General features: G+C 70.5%; 16 protein-coding genes. 10 read left to right on the forward strand and 6 right to left on the reverse strand.

The features are described 5' to 3' along the window. The first annotated feature begins 35 nt into the window (after positions 1-35). The 3 genes from BKA10_RS09990 to BKA10_RS10000 all read left to right on the forward strand — a co-directional run bounded on the left by BKA10_RS09990 (position 36) and on the right by BKA10_RS10000 (position 4,097). Entirely contained in the window at positions 36-1,193 is a 1,158-nt protein-coding gene (locus tag BKA10_RS09990) for an ABC transporter substrate-binding protein (RefSeq protein WP_183499757.1), read from the forward strand. Positions 1,194-1,266: 73 nt separating this feature from the next. Next, positions 1,267-2,583 carry an aspartate aminotransferase family protein gene (locus tag BKA10_RS09995; RefSeq protein ID WP_183499758.1) on the forward strand — a complete coding sequence of 439 codons (1,317 nt, stop codon included), beginning with the start codon at positions 1,267-1,269 and terminating at the stop codon, positions 2,581-2,583. Between the two features lie 17 nt (positions 2,584-2,600). Beyond that, a complete protein-coding gene (locus BKA10_RS10000) occupies positions 2,601-4,097 on the forward strand; it encodes a CoA-acylating methylmalonate-semialdehyde dehydrogenase (RefSeq protein WP_183499759.1) in 1,497 nt (498 codons plus the stop codon). Between the two features lie 258 nt (positions 4,098-4,355). Here the strand turns inward: BKA10_RS10000 and BKA10_RS10005 are convergent, their stop codons facing one another. After that, complete coding sequence (locus tag BKA10_RS10005; RefSeq protein ID WP_183499760.1) at positions 4,356-4,802, reverse strand: Lrp/AsnC family transcriptional regulator; 447 nt, start codon at positions 4,800-4,802, stop codon at positions 4,356-4,358. Positions 4,803-4,884: 82 nt separating this feature from the next. Between BKA10_RS10005 and BKA10_RS10010 the strand changes: the two genes are divergently transcribed. Further along, complete coding sequence (locus tag BKA10_RS10010) at positions 4,885-6,294, forward strand: DUF6421 family protein (protein WP_183499761.1); 1,410 nt, start codon at positions 4,885-4,887, stop codon at positions 6,292-6,294. Position 6,295: 1 nt separating this feature from the next. Next, positions 6,296-6,988 (forward strand): SDR family NAD(P)-dependent oxidoreductase, encoded by a 693-nt coding sequence (locus BKA10_RS10015; protein ID WP_248199357.1) that lies wholly within the window; start codon positions 6,296-6,298, stop codon positions 6,986-6,988. A gap of 102 nt (positions 6,989-7,090) precedes the next feature. Here BKA10_RS10015 and BKA10_RS10020 read toward each other — a convergent pair whose 3' ends face one another. Beyond that, a complete protein-coding gene (locus tag BKA10_RS10020) occupies positions 7,091-8,527 on the reverse strand; it encodes an MFS transporter (RefSeq protein ID WP_183499762.1) in 1,437 nt (478 codons plus the stop codon). Between the two features lie 74 nt (positions 8,528-8,601). On the opposite strand from BKA10_RS10020, the gene BKA10_RS10025 reads away from it, so the two are divergent. Together BKA10_RS10025 and BKA10_RS10030 are read left to right on the forward strand one after the other, a co-directional pair. After that, the gene (locus BKA10_RS10025) at positions 8,602-9,681 is read left to right on the forward strand and encodes a threonine aldolase family protein (RefSeq protein WP_206686980.1); all 1,080 of its coding nucleotides are present in this window, start codon (positions 8,602-8,604) and stop codon (positions 9,679-9,681) included. 181 nt (positions 9,682-9,862) lie between these two features. Then, positions 9,863-10,600: an SDR family NAD(P)-dependent oxidoreductase gene (locus BKA10_RS10030; protein ID WP_183499764.1), complete on the forward strand. Its 738-nt coding sequence runs from the start codon at positions 9,863-9,865 to the stop codon at positions 10,598-10,600. A gap of 330 nt (positions 10,601-10,930) precedes the next feature. On the opposite strand, the gene BKA10_RS10035 is transcribed toward BKA10_RS10030, so the two are convergent. Together BKA10_RS10035 and BKA10_RS10040 are read right to left on the reverse strand one after the other, a co-directional pair. Then, complete coding sequence (locus tag BKA10_RS10035) at positions 10,931-12,343, reverse strand: DivIVA domain-containing protein (RefSeq protein WP_183499765.1); 1,413 nt, start codon at positions 12,341-12,343, stop codon at positions 10,931-10,933. 165 nt (positions 12,344-12,508) lie between these two features. Further along, positions 12,509-13,180, reverse strand: a complete 672-nt coding sequence (locus tag BKA10_RS10040) for an NUDIX hydrolase family protein (RefSeq protein WP_183499766.1) — start codon at positions 13,178-13,180, stop codon at positions 12,509-12,511. A 93-nt stretch (positions 13,181-13,273) separates the two neighbouring features. Between BKA10_RS10040 and BKA10_RS10045 the strand changes: the two genes are divergently transcribed. Then, entirely contained in the window at positions 13,274-13,927 is a 654-nt protein-coding gene (locus tag BKA10_RS10045) for an alpha/beta hydrolase (RefSeq protein ID WP_183499767.1), read from the forward strand. Positions 13,928-14,282: 355 nt separating this feature from the next. Further along, positions 14,283-15,995, forward strand: coding sequence for an ABC-F family ATP-binding cassette domain-containing protein (locus BKA10_RS10050; protein WP_183499768.1), 1,713 nt, complete (start codon positions 14,283-14,285; stop codon positions 15,993-15,995). Between the two features lie 17 nt (positions 15,996-16,012). On the opposite strand, the gene BKA10_RS10055 is transcribed toward BKA10_RS10050, so the two are convergent. Beyond that, positions 16,013-16,966 (reverse strand): 1-phosphofructokinase family hexose kinase, encoded by a 954-nt coding sequence (locus BKA10_RS10055; RefSeq protein WP_183499769.1) that lies wholly within the window; start codon positions 16,964-16,966, stop codon positions 16,013-16,015. A 61-nt stretch (positions 16,967-17,027) separates the two neighbouring features. After that, positions 17,028-17,435, reverse strand: a complete 408-nt coding sequence (locus tag BKA10_RS10060; protein ID WP_183499770.1) for a GreA/GreB family elongation factor — start codon at positions 17,433-17,435, stop codon at positions 17,028-17,030. 158 nt (positions 17,436-17,593) lie between these two features. On the opposite strand from BKA10_RS10060, the gene BKA10_RS10065 reads away from it, so the two are divergent. Then, on the forward strand, positions 17,594-17,776 hold the full coding sequence (locus BKA10_RS10065) for a PspC domain-containing protein (RefSeq protein WP_183499771.1): 183 nt from the start codon (positions 17,594-17,596) through the stop codon (positions 17,774-17,776). The last annotated feature ends 47 nt before the right edge of the window (positions 17,777-17,823 follow it).

Consider the following 17,823-nt stretch of genomic DNA (forward strand, 5'->3'; position numbering starts at 1 on the left):
ACCGAGATGAACTGAGATGAAATGAAAGGACTGACATGAGACACAGCACTCGCCGCGTCACCGCCGCCGGAGCACTCGCCGTCACCGGGGCGCTCGTCCTTGCCGCCTGCTCGGGCGGTTCGGCCGATCCCGACGCATCAGGAGGAGCCGAGGCCCCCGACGACCTCACCCCCGTCACCCTGCAGCTGCAGTGGCTGCCGCAGGGCCAGTTCGCCGGCTACTTCGCCGCCGCCGACCAGGGCTTCTTCGAGGAGGAGGGCCTGGACGTCGAGATCATCCCGTCCGGCGGCGACATCGTGCCGCAGGACGCGCTCGCAAACGGCGACGTCGACTATGCGATCGCCTGGGTGCCGAAGGTGCTCGGCTCGATCGAGGCCGGCGCGAACGTGACCGAGATCGCGCAGATCTTCCAGCGCTCCGGCACGCTCCAGGTGTCGTGGGCCGACGCGGGCATCGAGTCCGTCGCCGACTTCGAGGGCAAGAAGATCGGGTCGTGGGGCTTCGGCAACGAGTGGGAGATCTTCGCGGCCATGGCCGAGGAGGGCCTCGACGCGTCGACGGTCGAGATCATCACGCAGGACTTCAACATGAACGCCTTCCTGCAGGGCGACATCGACGCCGCGCAGGCGATGACGTACAACGAGTACGCCCAGCTGCTCGAGTCGGCGAACCCCGACACCGGCGAGCTGTACACGCCCGAGGACTTCTCGGTCATCAGCTACGAAGACACCGCCGGGGCGATGCTGCAGGACGCGATCTGGGCCGACACGGCACGCCTCGCCGACGACGCGGAGTACCAGGAGACGACGGTCAAGTTCCTCAAGGCCGTCATCAAGGGCTGGGTCTACGCGGCCGAGAACCCCGAAGAGGCCGCGGAGATCACGATCGCGGCCGGTTCGGGCTGGGGCGCGAGCCACGAGCTGTGGATGGTCAACGAGACCAACAAGCTCATCTGGCCGTCGCAGGGCGGCATCGGCGTCATCGACGAGGCGGCCTGGGACAAGACCGTCGCCGGCGCGCTCGCCGCTGTCAACGAGACCGGTGCTCACCTGATCACCGAAGAGCCGCCGGCCACGGCCTGGACCAACGAGTACATCGAGCAGGCGCTCGACGAGCTCGCCGATGCCGGGCTCGACCTGACCGGGGAGAGCTTCGCGCCGATCGAGGTCGCCCTCGCCGAAGGCGGCCAGTAGCACCTCTGGTCGCCGGGTGGGCGGGCACTGTGCTCGCCCACCCGGCGGCAGAATCCTCCGAAGGGATAACAGCATGACCGAAGATCTCGACGCCCTCGCCGTCCAGCTCGACCGCGAGCACGTCTTCCACTCCTGGTCGGCGCAGGCCCACCTCAATCTCCCCGTCATCGCGGGCGGCTCCGGCACGGTGGTGTGGGATCACGCTGGCAACCGGATGCTGGATTTCTCGAGCCAGATGGTCAACATCAACATCGGGCACCAGCATCCGGCCGTCATCGCGGGCATTCAGGCGCAGGCCGCCGAGCTGGCCACCATCGGCCCGCCGACGTCGAACCTCGCCCGCGGCCGCGCCGCGCAGCGCATCCTGTCGAAGGCGCCGGAGGGCTTCCGCAAGGTGTTCTTCACGAACGGCGGCGCCGACGCCATCGAGAACGCCATCCGCATGGCGCGGCTGCACACCGGCCGCGACACCGTGCTGTCGACCTACCGCTCGTACCACGGCAACACCGGCGCAGCGATCGTCGCGACCGGCGACTGGCGGCGGATGCCGAACCAATACGCCCGCGGGCACGTCCATTTCTTCGGCCCCTACCTGTACCGCTCCGAGTTCTGGGCGGCCACGCCCGAGGAGGAGTCCGAGCGCGCCCTGCACCACCTCGAGCGGGTCATCCAGGCCGAGGGCCCGGGCACCATCGCGGCGCTGCTGCTGGAGTCGGTGCCGGGCACGGCCGGCATCCTGCTGCCGCCGCCGGGCTACCTCGCGGGCGTGCGCGCGCTGGCCGACAAGTACGGCATCGTGCTGATCCTCGACGAGGTGATGGCCGGGTTCGGCCGCACCGGGTACTGGTTCGCCTTCCAGGGCTACGACGTCGTGCCCGACCTCATCACCTTCGCGAAGGGCGTCAACTCGGGGTACGTGCCGGTGGGCGGCGTCATCATCTCCGCCGACATCGCGGCCACGTTCGACGAGCGGGTCTTCCCCGGCGGGCTGACCTACTCCGGGCATCCGCTCGCCGCGGCATCCATCGTCGCCTCGATCGACGCGATGACCGACGAGGGCATCGTCGAGAACGCCGCCCGCGTGGGCGCCGAGGCGATCGGGCCGGGACTGCGCGAACTGGCCGAGAAGCACCCGCTCATCGGAGAGGTGCGCGGTGAAGGCGTGTTCTGGGCCATGGAGCTCGTCGCCGATCGCGATACCCGCGAACCGGTCGGCGCCGACGTCATCGCGCGACTGAAGCGCGATCTGATCTCGCGCGGCCTGCTGCCGTTCACGGCCGAGAACCGCATCCACGTCGTGCCGCCCTGCGTCGTGACCGACGCCGAGGTGGCGCAGGCGATGGCCATCTATGACGAAGCGCTCACCGCCGTCGAATCAGGCGTCCGGTGAGGGCGGACGGGAACATCATGACCACCACGATCCTCGACCATTGGGTCGGCGGCGCCCCCTGGCCGGGCGCGTCCGACCGCACCTCACCGGTGTACAACCCGGCGCTGGGGCGCGTGCAGAAGGAGGTGCGCCTGGCATCGGCCGGCGACGTCGACGCCGTCGTCGGCGTCGCGCATGAGGCGCTGACGCAATGGCGGGGCGCCTCGATCTCGAAGAGACAGGGCGTGATGTTCGCCTTCCGTGAGCTGCTGAACGCCCGCAAGCAGGAGCTCGCCGAGATCCTGACCGCCGAGCACGGCAAGGTGCTCTCCGATGCGCTGGGCGAGATCGCCCGCGGCATGGAGGTCGTCGAGTTCGCGTGCGGCGTCGGCCACCTGACCAAGGGCGCGTACTCCGAGAACGTATCGACCGACGTCGACGTGTACACGCTGCGCCAGCCGCTGGGCGTGGTCGGCATCATCAGCCCGTTCAACTTTCCGGCGATGGTGCCGCTGTGGTTCTTCTCGATCGCCCTCGCGGCCGGCAACGCCGTCGTGCTGAAGCCGTCGGAGAAGGATCCGTCGGCGGCCAACTGGATGGCCGCGCTGCTGAGGGAAGCCGGCCTGCCCGACGGCGTGTTCAACGTGGTGCACGGCGACAAGCAAGCCGTCGACGCACTGCTGGAGCACCCCGGCATCGCGGCGATCTCGTTCGTCGGTTCGACCCCGATCGCGAAGTACGTCTACGAGACGGCGACCGGGCACGGCAAGCGGGTGCAGGCGCTGGGCGGGGCGAAGAACCACATGCTCGTGCTGCCCGATGCCGACCTCGACCTCGCCGCCGATGCGGCCGTCAACGCGGGCTTCGGGTCAGCCGGCGAACGCTGCATGGCCGTCTCGGTGGTGCTGGCCGTCGATGCGGTCGCCGACCAGCTGGTGGCCAAGGTCGCCGAGCGGATGGCGACGCTGCGCACCGGTGATGGCACCCGCGGCTGCGATATGGGACCTCTCATCACCGGCCCGCACCGCGACAAAGTCGCCTCGTACATCGATGTGGCCGCCGCCGACGGGGCGACCGTGGTCGTCGACGGGCGCGGGGTGACCGTCGACGGCGACCCGAACGGGTTCTGGCTCGGCCCGACCCTCATCGACCGGGTGCCCACGTCGTCATCGGTGTACAGCGACGAGATCTTCGGGCCGGTGCTGTCGATCGTGCGGGTCGATGGCTACGAGCACGGCGTCGAGATGATCAATGCCTCACCGTACGGCAATGGCACCGCGATCTTCACGAACGACGGCGGCGCCGCGCGGCGATTCCAACGCGAAGTGACTGTCGGCATGATCGGCATAAACGTGCCGATCCCGGTGCCGGTCGCCTATCACTCGTTCGGCGGCTGGAAGGCCTCATTGTTCGGCGACGCCAAGGCCTACGGCCCGCACGGGTTCGACTTCTACACCGCGGAGAAGGCGATCACCTCGCGGTGGCTCGACCCCTCGCACGGCGGCCTGAACCTGGGCTTCCCGCAGCACACCTGACAAGCGGCCGGGCTGAGCCGTGTGGGGATGCGGCAGGCGCCCGGGCGGGTCGGCCGCGGCGGCGGGCGGCGGGGTGCGGCCGCGGCGGCGGGCGGCGTGGGCGGCGTGGGCGGCGGCGGGCTTCGCCCGAGGAAGGCAAATAGCCCGAGGAAGGCGGGATGCCGGTGGGAACTGCCTTCCTCGGGCTGGTCGCCTTCCTCGGGTGACGAGGTGATGGCATCGAGTTGTCATGGCGGTCGCGTCGCGGCGCTCGCCTACTCAGGCGGGGATGATCGGGCGGGCCTCGTAGAAGGTCTGCAGCACGACCGTCGTGCGCGTGTTCACCGAGGCCGCGAGCCGGATGTCGCGGATCAGCTCTTCCAGCGCTCGCGGGGTCGCGACCCGCACGAACAGGATGTAGCTGGCGTCGCCGGCGATCGAATGGCACGCCTCGATCGCGTCGAGGTGCGCGAGCGCCTCGGGGGCGGTGTCGGGCTGCGCCGGGTCGAGCGGCGTGATCTCGATGAAGGCCGACAGCGGCCGGCCGATCGCCTCGGGGTCGACGACGGCGCGGTATCCGCTGATCACTCCGCGGGCTTCGAGCCGCTTCAACCGTGACTGCGTCGCCGACACCGACAGCCCCACCGCCTCGGCGAGGTGCGCGAGCGTGGCCCGCCCGTCACGGGTGAGCTCGGTGATGATCCGTCGGTCGACAGCGTCTTCCATGAATGGAATAATACCTGTAAGCACCGGCATCCACCGGAATATTTCCGAGGCGCACCCGCGCGACCCCCGAACGGAGGTTCCCATGTCCCACACCCTGACCCGCTCCGCGCAGGCCATCGTCGGCGAGCCCGAGGTCGTCGAGGACATCGTGGCCCACCCCGCCTGGCTGTCGCTCAAGGCTGCCGCGACCGCCCTGCAAGGACTGCAGGCGCAGGACGGTTCGGTCCCGGAGGCCGGCGACCACGCCTCCGCACACGCCCACGTCGAGCAGATCGTGGCGGCGATCGAGCAGCTGGCTCCCCTGTTCCCTCACGACGCGGAGTACCTCGCGGCATCCATCGCCGACTTCGATCGCTGGGCGGGCACCGCGTTCGGCGTGCCCGACTTCCTCGATTCACTCGTGGCCTTCCAGCCGCAGCTGCAGCGCGTCGATGGGCTGCGGCATCTGGTCGTCTTCCCGATGTACACGCAGAACGGGTCGCGCGACCGGCACGTGGAGGCGCTGCTCGTGGAAGTCATCTGGCCCGAGTTCATCGCCCAGCTCGAGCTCGAGTACACCAACCGGCTGTTCGTGTCGCTGCGGCTGATGGACTTCACGCCCGGGTACGACACGAACTCGGCGGTGCTGTTTCCCGAGACGGTCGCGATGCGCGAGATCCCGACGTTCACGTGGGGCGCGATCTTCCAGGACCGTGAGGCGGCGCGGTACCGGCGGGTGGTGCGCGCGGCAGCCGAGATCACCAAGCTCGATCTCCCGGCGCCCGCCGCGCGTCTTCTCGACGACCAGGCGCTCGCCGAGAAGACGTTCGTGATGTGGGACATGATCCACGACCGTTCGCACATGCGCGGTGATCTGCCGTTCGATCCGTTCATGATCAAGCAGCGGATGCCGTACTTCCTGTACTCGCTCGAAGAACTGCGCTGCGACCTGACCGCGTTCCGCGAGTGCGTGGCGATCGCCGCGCGGGCGGAAGCGCGCCCCGGCGATCTCGACGTCGTCCAAGCCGAGATGCTCGAACACGCGCAGCTCGTCCAGTACGCCGTGATCTTCGACCGGATCTTCCGCTTCGCGATCACGGGTTCGCGGGTGCGCAATTACGACGGGCTCGGCGGCCAGCTGCTGTTCGCGTGGTTGCACCAGCGGGGCGTGCTGCACTGGACCGACACCGCGCTCGCCCTCGACTGGGACGAGGTGCCCGCCGCCGTGATCGCGCTCAGCGATGCGATCGACCGCCTGTACTGGGAGTCCATCGACCGGCCCAAGACCGCGCACTGGCTCGCCGCATACGATCTGGTGCGCGGGGTGCTCACGCCGAATCCGGCGTCGCAGTGGGCGCGGGGGCTGCCCGATGAGGTGCTCGCCGGGCCGCCGAAGGGCTATACCGATGCCGTGCTCGACGACGAATTCCCGCTGTCGATGTTCTACGAGGCGCTGGAGAAGAAGATGCGCGACGTGATCGCCTCGACCTCGGGAATCACCGGCCGTGACTGACATCGGCAGGGCGGAGCGCGGTGGCGCTGCAGGCCCGCGCGATGTCGCCGGGCGCACGGTGCTGATCGCGGGGGCGACGAGCGCCAGCGGTGCGGCGGCTGTGCGCGTGCTGCTGGATGCCGGGGCTGAGCCGATCGCCGTGGGGCGGGATGCCGGGAAGCTCGCGCCCCTGGCAACGCTCGGTGCCAGGGTCGAGGCCTGCGACCTGGCCTCGGCGGCCGAAATCGGCGCGCTCGCGGCACGGCTGCGCGCGGACGACGTCCGCGTCGACGGCGTCCTGCATCTGGTCGGCGGTTGGCGCGGAGGGGGCGGCCTGGCCGGGCAGACCGACACGGACTACCGATTCCTCGAGACCGGGCTGACCGCACTGCGGCACGTGACGCGGGCATTCGACGCCGACCTGCGGGCCGCTGCTTCGGCGCGGCTCGCGATCGTGTCGTCGACCGCTGTCGCGCGGCCGCTCGCCGGCGGAGCGAACTACGCGACCGTGAAGGCGGCCGAAGAAGCTTGGGCGCGCGCGGTTGCGCAGGGCTTCGCGAAGGCGGCCCGGGATGCCGGTGACCCGCTGCGCGCGGCATCGGTCATCTTCCGGGTGAAGGCGCTCGCAGGGCTCGAGGACCGCCTCGCCGAGGCGTATGCGGGCCTCTGGGAGCGCGATGCCGCCGAGATCAACGACACCGTGGTGGAACTCTGATCTGCGCAGGCTCCTCTTGACCGGCCGCTCCAGACCGGTTCTCCACACTCTTCTGCCCGCTGAACCATTCGCGGGGTCCGCTGGACCGTGCGGGCCCGCCGGTCACCGCGGCTCGGCGCCGTCGCGCAGAGCCTCAGCCGGCGATGCCGGCGCGGCCCCCGACGCGGCCGGCACTGACTCGGTCTCGCCGGCGTACTGGGCCGACAGCGTGCGGTAGGCGCGCGTCGTGAACGCGAGCAGGCCGAAGACGACCATGATCAGCCCGGCGAACAGGAACACCAGGGCGATGCCGCGGGCGTCGCCCTCGCCGAGCAGCCATCCCCAGGTCGCCGCTCCGGCATCCGTCTTCATGAACGGGATGATCCAGAACTCCGCGATCGGAGCGATCATGAACGCGGTGATGGGCGCGGCCGACACCTCCATCGCGGTCGCGGCGCCGAACACGCGTCCCTGCTTCGCGAACGGCACGACCTTCTGGATGACCGTCTGCTCGGCCGCCTCGATCGCGGGCACCAGGAGCATGTACAGCCAGATCCCGACGAGGTAGAGCCACCACCACTCGCGGATCGTGAAGACGGCGCCGAGCAGCCCCATGACGATCACGGCGAGCAGCAGCGTGCGGATCGGATTGCGGCCCAGCCCCTTCGCCGCGATGAGCGCGCCGCCGACGATGAAGCCCGTGGAGGAGATCGCGAGGACCACGCCCCACACCTCGACGTCGAACAGGGTCAGGCCGTACGGATCCATGAGCGCCATGTAGACGCCGCCGATGAGGTTGTTGAACGTGGAGAACACGATCAGCGCGAACAGTCCCGGCACCGCGCGGATCGCCTGCACCGCACCGTGGAAGTCGATCGCCTTGGCGGTGCTGTCGCGCACCGGCTGCTCCTCGGGGACGCGGAGCGTCAACAGGTGCACGAGCGGCAGCGCGGTGAGGGCGATCGCGATGACGAGGGTCCACCCCATCCCGGCCAGGCCGATCGCGAGACCCGACAGGACGCTGGTCACGATGAACGCCAGCCCCTGCACGGTGCCGACCAGACCGTTCGCGTTGGCGTGCCGCTCCACCGGCACGAGCAGGGTGACGGTGGTCGACAGCGCGATGTTGCGCAGGTTCTCGACGACCGCGCCGGCGAGGATGACGGCAGCGAACAGCCAGAACCACGGCCGGCCGAGATCGAGCAGCGCCGACTCGGGCTGCGACAGATACAGGGCACCGGCGGCAAGGAAGGCGACCAGCGTGATCGCGGCCGAGACGACCATGACGGTCTTCTTGCGGTAGCGGTCGACGACGGTGCCGAACACCATGCCGAACACCGCCAGCAGCAGCATGTACGCGCCGCCGATGATGCCGGTGGCCAGCACCGACTGCGTCTCGATGTAGACCCAGAACGTCAATGCGAACCAGAGGAAGCTCGTCGTGATGTTCGCGACGGCGGTGTTGACCAGGACATGCAGGAAGGTGCGCTCGCCGCCGGGTGGGGCGAGGGCGGTGACCGGCGCCGGCTCGGCGTCGCGGGGATCGCGCGGATCGGCCATGGGGCGACGATAGCCCCCGCCCCCGACATGCGGAACCCGGTCCGTCGCCGGCGCCGCGTCACCCGGGTGGGAGGATGGATGCCGTGACTCCACTCCACGACACCGATGTCCGCGGCTTCGCGTCCGACAACTACTCCGGCGTGCACCCCGAGGTGCTCGCCGCGATCGCCGCAGCCAACGACGGCCACCAGGTCGCCTACGGCGAGGACGCGTACACCGAGCGCCTGCAGCAGGTGTTCGCCCACCACTTCGGCGAGGGCGTCGAGGCGTTCCCGGTGTTCAACGGCACCGGCGCGAACGTGACCGGACTCCAGTCGATGCTCCCCCGCTGGGGCGCCGTCATCGCGGCATCCACCGCTCACATCAACGTCGACGAAGGCGGGGCGCCCGAGCGGGTCGCGGGCATCAAGATCCTGAACGTGCCCACCGACGACGGCAAGCTGACCCCCGACCTCATCGACCGTGAGGCGTGGGGCTGGGGCGACGAGCACCGCGCGCAGCCGCTGGTCGTCTCGATCACCCAGTCCACCGAGCTGGGCACCCTGTACACACCCGACGAGATCCGCGCGATCGCCGACCACATCCGGCCGCTGGGCATGCGCCTGCACATGGATGGCGCGCGCATCGCCAATGCCGCCGCGGCGCTCGACCTGCCGCTGCGCGCGTTCACCCGCGACGCCGGCGTCGACGTGCTGAGCTTCGGTGGGACCAAGAACGGGGCTCTGGGCGCCGAGGCGATCGTGGTGCTGGACCCCGCGGCATCCGAGGGCCTGCGGTTCTTGCGCAAGCTCAACATGCAGCTGTCGAGCAAGATGCGGTTCGTGTCGGCGCAGCTGATCGCGCTGCTCGACGACGACCTGTACCTGCGCAACGCGCGGCACGCGAACGCGATGGCGCAGCGGCTGCGCGGCGCGGTCGAGGCCGGAGTGGCGGACGGCTCGATCCGCGGCGTCGGGTTCTCGCAGTCGACGCAGTCCAACGGCGTGTTCGCGACACTGCCCGCCGGCGTGGCCGATGAGCTGCGCGCGGCCTTCCGCTTCTACGACTGGGATGCCGCTCGCGGCGAGGTCCGCTGGATGTGCTCGTTCGACACGACCGAGGCCGACGTCGACGCGTTCGTCGCCGAGCTCGCGCGGCTGACCTCCGCGGGCTGACCTCCTCGGGGTGAGTCCTCGGGGTGAGTCCTCGGGCTGAGTCCTCGGGCTGAGTCCTCGGGGTGAGTCCTCGCGCTGAGTCCTCGGGCGCTTTATTCATCGGAATATAGGCGTCGCAGTCCGTGCTGTACCGTATGTGCGTCGAAACGCTCGGCGCAGCAGACGGAGAGAGGTGGGAACCATGGCACGATTCGACGGACGCGTCGCGCTGATCACCGGCGGTGCAAGCGGAATCGGCAAGGCGACGGCGAAGCGCATCGCTGCAGAGGGCGGCACTGTCGTCATCGCAGACCTTCAGGAAGAGGCCGGTGCGGCGGTGGTCGCCGATATCGTGACGGACGGCGGCCGGGCCGGGTTCGTCCGCCTCGACGTGACCAGCGAGTCGGGCTGGGCCGAGGCTGTCGACGCGACGGTCTCGAAGTACGGGCGCCTCGACATCCTCGTGAACAACGCCGGCATCGGCGACAACGAGCCGATCGAAGTCACCACGACCGACACGTGGAACAAGGTCGTCGCGGTCACGCAGACGAGCGTGTTCCTGGGCATGAAGGCCGCCGCCGAGGCGCTGAAGGCCAGCGGCAACGGCGCCGTGGTCAACATCAGCTCGATGTACGGCATCGTGGGCTCGGGCGTGAGCCCGGCCTATCACGCGGCCAAGGGCGCCGTGCGGCTGCTCACCAAGACGACCGCGCTCGGCTGGGCCAAGGAGGGCGTGCGCGTCAACTCGGTGCACCCGGGCTTCATCGACACGCCGATCCTGGGCGACACCGACCGTGACATGCTCATCGCCGGTACGCCGATGGGTCGTCTCGGCAAGCCCGAGGAGATGGCCGCGCTGATCGCATTCGTCGCGAGCGACGACGCGAGCTTCGCGACCGGCGCGGAGTTCGTCGCCGACGGCGGCGTCACCGCGGGCTGAGTCCCTCGTCGAAGCGCCGGGTGCCCGTGCCGGCGCCTCGTCGTGTGTGAGGGCCCGCCAGTGCTCATGCGGCCCCAAGTGCGCAGTTTCGCGCCATCTTCGTAGTCATCGGGCCGATCCGATGCGAAGTTGGCGCGAAACTGCGCAGTTCGCGAGGGTGGATGCCGGGCGGCGGTGCCTCGCGAGGGTGGATGCCGGGCCTCGGCGCCGTTTGCGAGGGTAACCGCCGGGCGGCGGTTCGCGAGGGTAAACGCCGGGCGGCGGTTCGCGAGGGTAAACGCCGGGCGGCGGTGCCTCGCGAGGGTGCCGGGCGGCGGCGCCGTGGCGCGTTCAGACGGTCGCGGGCGCGGCCTCGCCGTGCGCGGCAGCATCGTCCTCGGCCTGGGCGGACTCGTCCTGGGCGGACTCGTCCGGCTCGTCCTGCTCGCGCTGTGCAGCGACATCATCGGACGACTCGGCCTCGACGGCGCGCTCGGCTGCGGCGGCATCGGCACGCTCGGCCGACACGGCATCCGCGACCTCGACGTCGAAGGTCTTCGCGTCGACATCCAGGTCGTCTGCCGGGGCGCCGTCGGCCAGCCGTGCCGCATCGCCGCGCATGAGTTCGGTGACCTCGGCCATGAAGCTCGTGAGCTGGTGCTGCTGCCAGCGCAGCTGGCGGGTGCGGTCCTCGGCGTCACGGAGGACGGACTGCGAGTGGTTCGTGACCGTGTCGATGATCTTCTGCGCCTTCACCCGCGCACGCTCGAGGGTCTCGCGGGAGCGGGCCGCGGCATCCGCCTCGATCTGCTGCGCCTGCGCGCGCATGAGCCGGTCGAAATCGTCCGCTTTGGCCGACACGCGCTGCGCGTGCTCGAGCGACGCGGCCACCTGGTCGTTGGCGTCCTGGGTGATGCGCTCGGCGTGCGCGACGGCCTGGTTGTGCAGCACCAGGAACTCCTGCTGCGCGTCGTCCTGCCGGCGGGTGAGCGACTCCTCGAACTCGAGGGCGCGTACGCGCAGCTGACGCACGGCCTCCTCCGCCTCGCCGCGGGTGTGCTCGCTTTCGCGCGTGGTCATCGCGCGCAGGGCGGCGGCGCCCTTCTCAGCCTCGGTGCGGATCGCGGCCGCCTCCTGCTCGGCCTGCTGTACCTTCTCGGCCGCGTGCGTCTTCTCGCGCTCGAGCTGCGCCTCGTGCGCGGTGATCTCGGTGTCGATGCGCAGCCGCGCCTGCTGGGCGTCGTGCTCGGCGCGGGCGATGATCGCATCCGCGTCGGCCTGCGCCTCGGCGCGGCGGCTCTGGATCTCTTCGTGCGCGGCGGCGAGCAGCCGGTCGGCCTGGATGCTCGCGTTCTTGATCAGCACGCTGGCCTGCTCTTCGGCGACGTGGAGCACCTCTTCGAAGCGCTGACGGTTCACCGACTCGCCGCCGGCGCCCAGCAACTCGTCGCTCAGCGTCTGCACGCGATCCTCGGCAGTGGCCGCCTGCGCGGTCAGCAGCGCGACCTGGTCCTCGAGGTCGGTGACCTTCTTCGCGCTCGCCTTGGCGTCGGCGGTGACACGGTGGTGCCTGTCCTTGAGCTGGGCGACCTCGTCCGCCAGCGACTTCTGCCGGGACTTCAGCTGCGCGACAGCGGCATCCACCTCTTCCTTGTCGTACCCGCGGAACGCGGTGGCGAACGACGTGCCCGGGGCGGCAGGCGCTGCGCTGATCAACTGGTCGAAGGGCGAGGGATCACCGGTGGGCTGGTGCTGATCGGACACGCGTCTCTCCGCTTCGTCGCATGGTCGCAGGGCGGTTCAGCACGAGAGGAGCCTGGCCGTCGCCGGAGCGACCGAAGGATGCCGGCAAGGGAACGGCCGGCAACACGAGCGTACCGGGTGCAACGGTGCCGAACTACCCGGAATGCTGGGAGAACCGCGGCAGAATCAGCGCAGCGCGCCGACCGAGGCGAGGGCCATGCGGATGAGCGTGAAGCGTCCGCCTTCCATCTCGGCGGCGAGGGAGTCGGACGCCGCTTCCTCCGGCGTCATCCACGTGACCTCGAGAGCGTCCTGGCGCGGTTCGCACGTGCCGGTCACCGGGACGACGAAGGCGAGCGAGACGGCGTGCTGCCGGTCGTCGTGGAACGCGCTGATACCGGGGATCGGGAAGTACTCGGCCACCGTGAAAGGGGTCGGCGCCGGCGGCAGCAGCGGGAACGCCATCGGACCGAGGTCGTTCTCGAGGTGACGGAACAGGGCGTCGCGCACGGTCTCGCCGTAGCGCACGCGCCCCGAGACGATCGAGCGCACCATCTCGCCGAGCGGCGTCGCACGCAGCAGGATGCCGATCTCGGTCACCTGCCCCATGCCGTCGGTGCGCACCGGAATCGCCTCGACGTAGAGCATCGGCAGCCGGCGGCGGGCCTCGGCGAGCTCGATGTCGCTCAGCCACGCAGGGCCTGCGGCGTTGCCGGGCGCGGGCGATCCGAACGTGCCGTCGCCGATCGGGCGGCCGGCGTTCGATCCGAACGACGCGCCGATGCCGCCGAGCGGATCGCGCGGCGTTCCGTCGTCATCGCGCTCGTTCGGATCGGGGTCGGGGGTGCGGACGGCCATGATCCATGTATACCCCTCGCCGCGGTGCAGGGTGTGGGGGCTGTGGAGAGGGCGACCCGGGACGACGTCGGAGATGGATGCCAGGATGGAGCCATGGCGTCCGACCTCGATCCTGCGGTGGTGCTGTGGTCCTCCCCCGTGGCAGACCGCGCCGGCCGGCCCCTGCTCGTCCTGCTGCACGGCTACGGCGCCGACGAGCGCGACCTGTTCGGCCTCGTGCCCTACCTGCCCGACCAGTTCGTCATCGCCGCCGTGCGTGCGCCGCTGGCACCGCCGTTCCCCTCGCCGGGCTACTCCTGGTACCCGATCGAAGGACTCGAGGGACGCGACCCGGCGCACCTGACCGCCGCTGCCGAGAGCCTTCTGCGCTGGCTCGACGCCGAAGCCGGCGAAGGACCGGTGGGTCTGCTGGGCTTCTCGCAGGGCGCCGCGATCGCGCTGCAGGCGCTGCGACTGCGCCCCGGCGACTTCGCGTTCGTCGTCAACCTCTCGGGCTACGCGGCACCGGGCGACCTGTCCACCGACGCTGCGCTCGCCGAGCGGCGCCCGCCGGTGTTCTGGGGGCGCGGTGCGCGCGACGAGGTGATTCCGGCGCCGCTGGTCGAGCATTCCGTGCAGTGGCTGCCGGGCCACGTCGAACTCAGCGGGCGCGTGTACCCGGGGCTCACCCACAGCGTCTCCGAGGACGAACTGCACGACGTGCGGGTGTTCCTCGACAAGCAGCTCCAGGCGCTCACCGGCGCGTGACCGGCACAGCCCACCACCATGGGAATCACACGGCGACGGGGCGCGGGATTCCGGCATCCACCCAGCGGACAGAACGCGCCCTCCGCTACACTGGGGAGGTCCTTGTCCCGAGTGTGAGGAAGACCGTTGAAGGAAATCGACACGATCGCGCTGTGATCTCGCGCTGAGTCGTCGACCTTCGATGCGCGGCCACGAACCTCTGTCTGAGGCGGCCGCCCTCCCCGAAAGGGATGTCTGCGACGTGTCCGCGCGGTGATCCGTTCCACCGTTCCGCGCTGACCGTCGACCCTGCCGGCCTCCCCGAGGCGTCCGGTGTTCGGCGTGCCCGCGCACCCCGACACTGCAGGAGGCACATATGCCCACCATCACCACCGCGGTCACACTCGACCGCCTCTCCTTCACCTGGCCCGATGGCACCGTCGCGCTGCGCGACGTGTCCGGCGCTTTCCCCGCGGGCCGCACGGGCCTCGTCGGCCGCAACGGCTCGGGCAAGACGACGCTACTCCGGCTCATCGCCGGCACGCTGACGCCCACGTCGGGCACCATCGGCACGACGGGCACCGTCGACCTGCTGCCCCAGCGGCTCACCCTCGACGTCGATCGCCCGGTCGCCGACGTGCTTGGCATCGGCAAGGCGATGGATGCCGTGCGCGCGATCGCCGAGGGCGATGTCGACCCCCGGCACTTCGACGCGGTCGGCGACGACTGGGACGTCGAGGCCCGGGCCACTGCGGCCCTGGCCGACGCGGGGCTGCCCCCGGACGCCCTGGATCGCCGCATCGGCGAGTTGTCGGGCGGCGAGGCCGTGCTGACCGCGCTGGTCGGCGTGCGCCTGCGCGGCGCCGACATCGCGCTGCTCGACGAGCCGACGAACAACCTCGACCGCGAGGCGCGCACCCGCGTCTACGACCTCGTCCGGTCGTGGCGCGGCACGCTGATCGTGGTGAGCCACGACACGGCGCTGCTCGAGGTCATGGACGACACCGCCGAGCTCTACGGCAGCGAGCTGTCGGTGTTCGGAGGTCCGTACTCGGCGTGGCGCGAATGGCTCGATACCGAGCAGGCCGCGGCGCGGCAGGCCGAGTCGGCCGCCCGCCAGGCCGTGCGACGCGAGAAGCGCGACCGCATCGAGACCGAGTCCAAGCTCGCACAGCGCAAGGCGGTGGGTCAGAAGGCCCAGGCCGAGAAGCGGGTGCCCGGCATCATCATCGGCGGCCGCAAGCGTGCCGCGCAGGTGTCGGCCGGCAAGCTGCGGACCGAAGCCGCCGGCAAGGAGGCCACCGCACGCGCCGTGCTGGATGCCGCCGAGCGGCGTGTGCGCGATGACAGCGGCGTGCGCATCGACCTGCCCGACCCCGGGGTCGCCGCAGGCCGGCGCATCGCGACGCTGGCTTCGGCCGACCCCGATACCGGCGAGCATGCGTGGATCATCCAGGGACCCGAGCGGGTGGCGCTGATCGGGCCGAACGGCGCCGGCAAGACCACCCTGTTGCAGCGGCTGGTCCGGCCGGTGGACCGCTCATCGGCCGCAGCGGTTCACACGTCAGTCCCGATCGACCCGATCCCCGCCTCGGAGGCCCAGTCGGTGACGTTCAGACTGAACAGTGCACGCGCCGTGTCGCACACCGACCGGATCGGCTATCTCTCGCAGCGCGTCGACGGGCTCGACGACTCCGGCTCGGTGCTGGGGAACATGCGGGAGGCCGCGCCGGGCGTGGGCGATGTCGAGCTGCGGAACCGGCTGGCCCGCTTCCTCATCCGCGGCGACGCGGCGCTTCGACCGGTCGCGGCCCTCTCGGGCGGCGAGCGCTTCCGCGTCGCGCTGGCACGGGTGCTGCTGGCCGACCCGCCGCCGCAGCTGCTGCTGCTCGACGAGCCGACCAACAACCTCGACCTCGACACCGTGGATGAACTGGTTGACGCGCTGGCTGCCTACCGCGGCGCGGTGCTGGTGGTCAGCCACGATGACGGATTCTTGGCGCGGCTGGGCGTCGATCTGACGCTCGAGCTGTCGCGCGACGGCATCCTGCGGGAGGTGACGGACGCATCGGTGCTCGCGCCGGAGTGAGGTGCGACGCGCTGGACTCAGACCGCCTCGGTCCGCTCCAGCGCGTCCTCCAGCCGGGCGACGTCGTCCGCGCGGCACAGGGCGGTCGCCGGCAGCGCTGCGGTGGCGGACCCGGCGGCCACGGCGGTACGGAACGCCTCGCGCAGCGGGCGGCCCTGTGCGAGCCGCAGCACGAGCGCGCCGAGGAAGCTGTCCCCCGCACCGACGGTGCTGAGTACCTTCACGCGCGGGGTCGGCAGGCGCAGCACTTCGCCGGCGCTGACGATCACGGCACCGTCGCCGCCGAGGGTCAGAGCGACGGTCTCGCACGCGCCGCGACCGACCATCTCGCGCGACGCCTCGATCAGGCTGTCGAGGTCTCCCAGCTCCGCTCCGACGAGCTCGCCCAGCTCACGCTTGCTCGGCTTGATGAGGTGCACACCCTCGTCGAGCGCCGCACGCAGGGCCTCACCCGAGGTGTCGACGATCATGCGCGCGTCGTGCTCGCGGGCGATGCGCGTGAGTTGCGCGTACAGGTCGACGGGCGCTCCGGGCGGCAGGCTTCCGCTGCCCACCAGGAATCCCCCGACCGGCAGGTCGTCGGCCACGGCGGACACGAGCGAGCGCCACTCCGGCTCGGACAGCTCAGGCCCCTGCAGGACGAAGCGGAACTGCTCTGCGCTCGAGGTCTCATCGACCGTGAAACTCTCCCGCGTGCTCTGCGCGATGCGCACCATGCGGCTCGCGATCCCTTCGCGATCGAGCAGCTCGCGATACGCCTGCCCGGTCGGACCGCCCGCCGCGTACACCGCGAGCGAGGCACCGCCGAGGTTGCGGACGACGCGCGACACGTTGACGCCGCCGCCGCCCGGATCGAGCCGTGTCGGCCCGCATCGCAGCTTGTGCTCGGCGATCACCCGCTCCGTCGAGGTCGAGACGTCGAGCGCGGGGTTCGGCGTGACGGTGAGAATCGGCGCGTGCGGGGTCACCATTCCGTCAGTGTAGGTGCGCCGCAGGGGATGCCGACAGGACCGGCATCACTCCGGCATCCACTCAGGCGAAAGGCGCAGCCCCGACGATGGCGACCCGGATCTCGGCGCCGCTCGGCGCACGGTAGGTCACGCTGTCGCCCACGTAGTGGCCGGTGATCGCCACGCCCAGCGGCGACTCGGGAGAGTACACGTCGAGGGCGACATCGTGGTCCTGACGGACCAGCTCGCGGCTGCCCAGCAGGAAGCTCTCGACCTCGGCGTCGTCGCCGAAGCGCACGGTCACCTTCATGCCCGCCTCGACGAGGCCGTCGTCGGGCTTGGCCGAGGTCTCGGCGCGGCGGATCAGATCGCGCAGTTCGATCAGGCGCACCGGATCGGCGGCCTCGCGCTGCTCGAGTTCGTGCAGCTCGGCCTCGAGGGCGGCCAATGCCGCGGCGGTCATCCACACGGTCCCGGTGGTGTTCGACATGGTCTTCCCCTTCCTGCCTGTGGCAGCCAAAGATCTTCCAGTTTACCGAGACGGCCTGGTAAAAGGCTAATGGCCGGTGATATCGGACCGTTGGGCTGACATCCCATGACCGTGCCGCAGCCCTGTTGCCCGACGGCGAGATCGGCCATGATGTGGATATGAGCAGGCTGATCCGCCCCCGGGATGGGCGCATGATCGCCGGCGCGTGCCTCGCGGTCGCGAACCGGTTCGGAGTGAGCCCCGTCGCGGTGCGGATCCTCACCGTTCTCGCGACCGTCTTCTTCGGAGTGTCGATCTGGGTGTACGTCTTCCTCTGGGTCCTGATCCCCGGCGAGGACTGAAGCCGCGAACCTCCGACGCCCCGATGTCGCCGCCGGCGACGAAGATA

Origin of the sequence: Microbacterium invictum, assembly GCF_014197265.1 — a bacterium.
Lineage (GTDB): Bacteria > Actinomycetota > Actinomycetes > Actinomycetales > Microbacteriaceae > Microbacterium > Microbacterium invictum.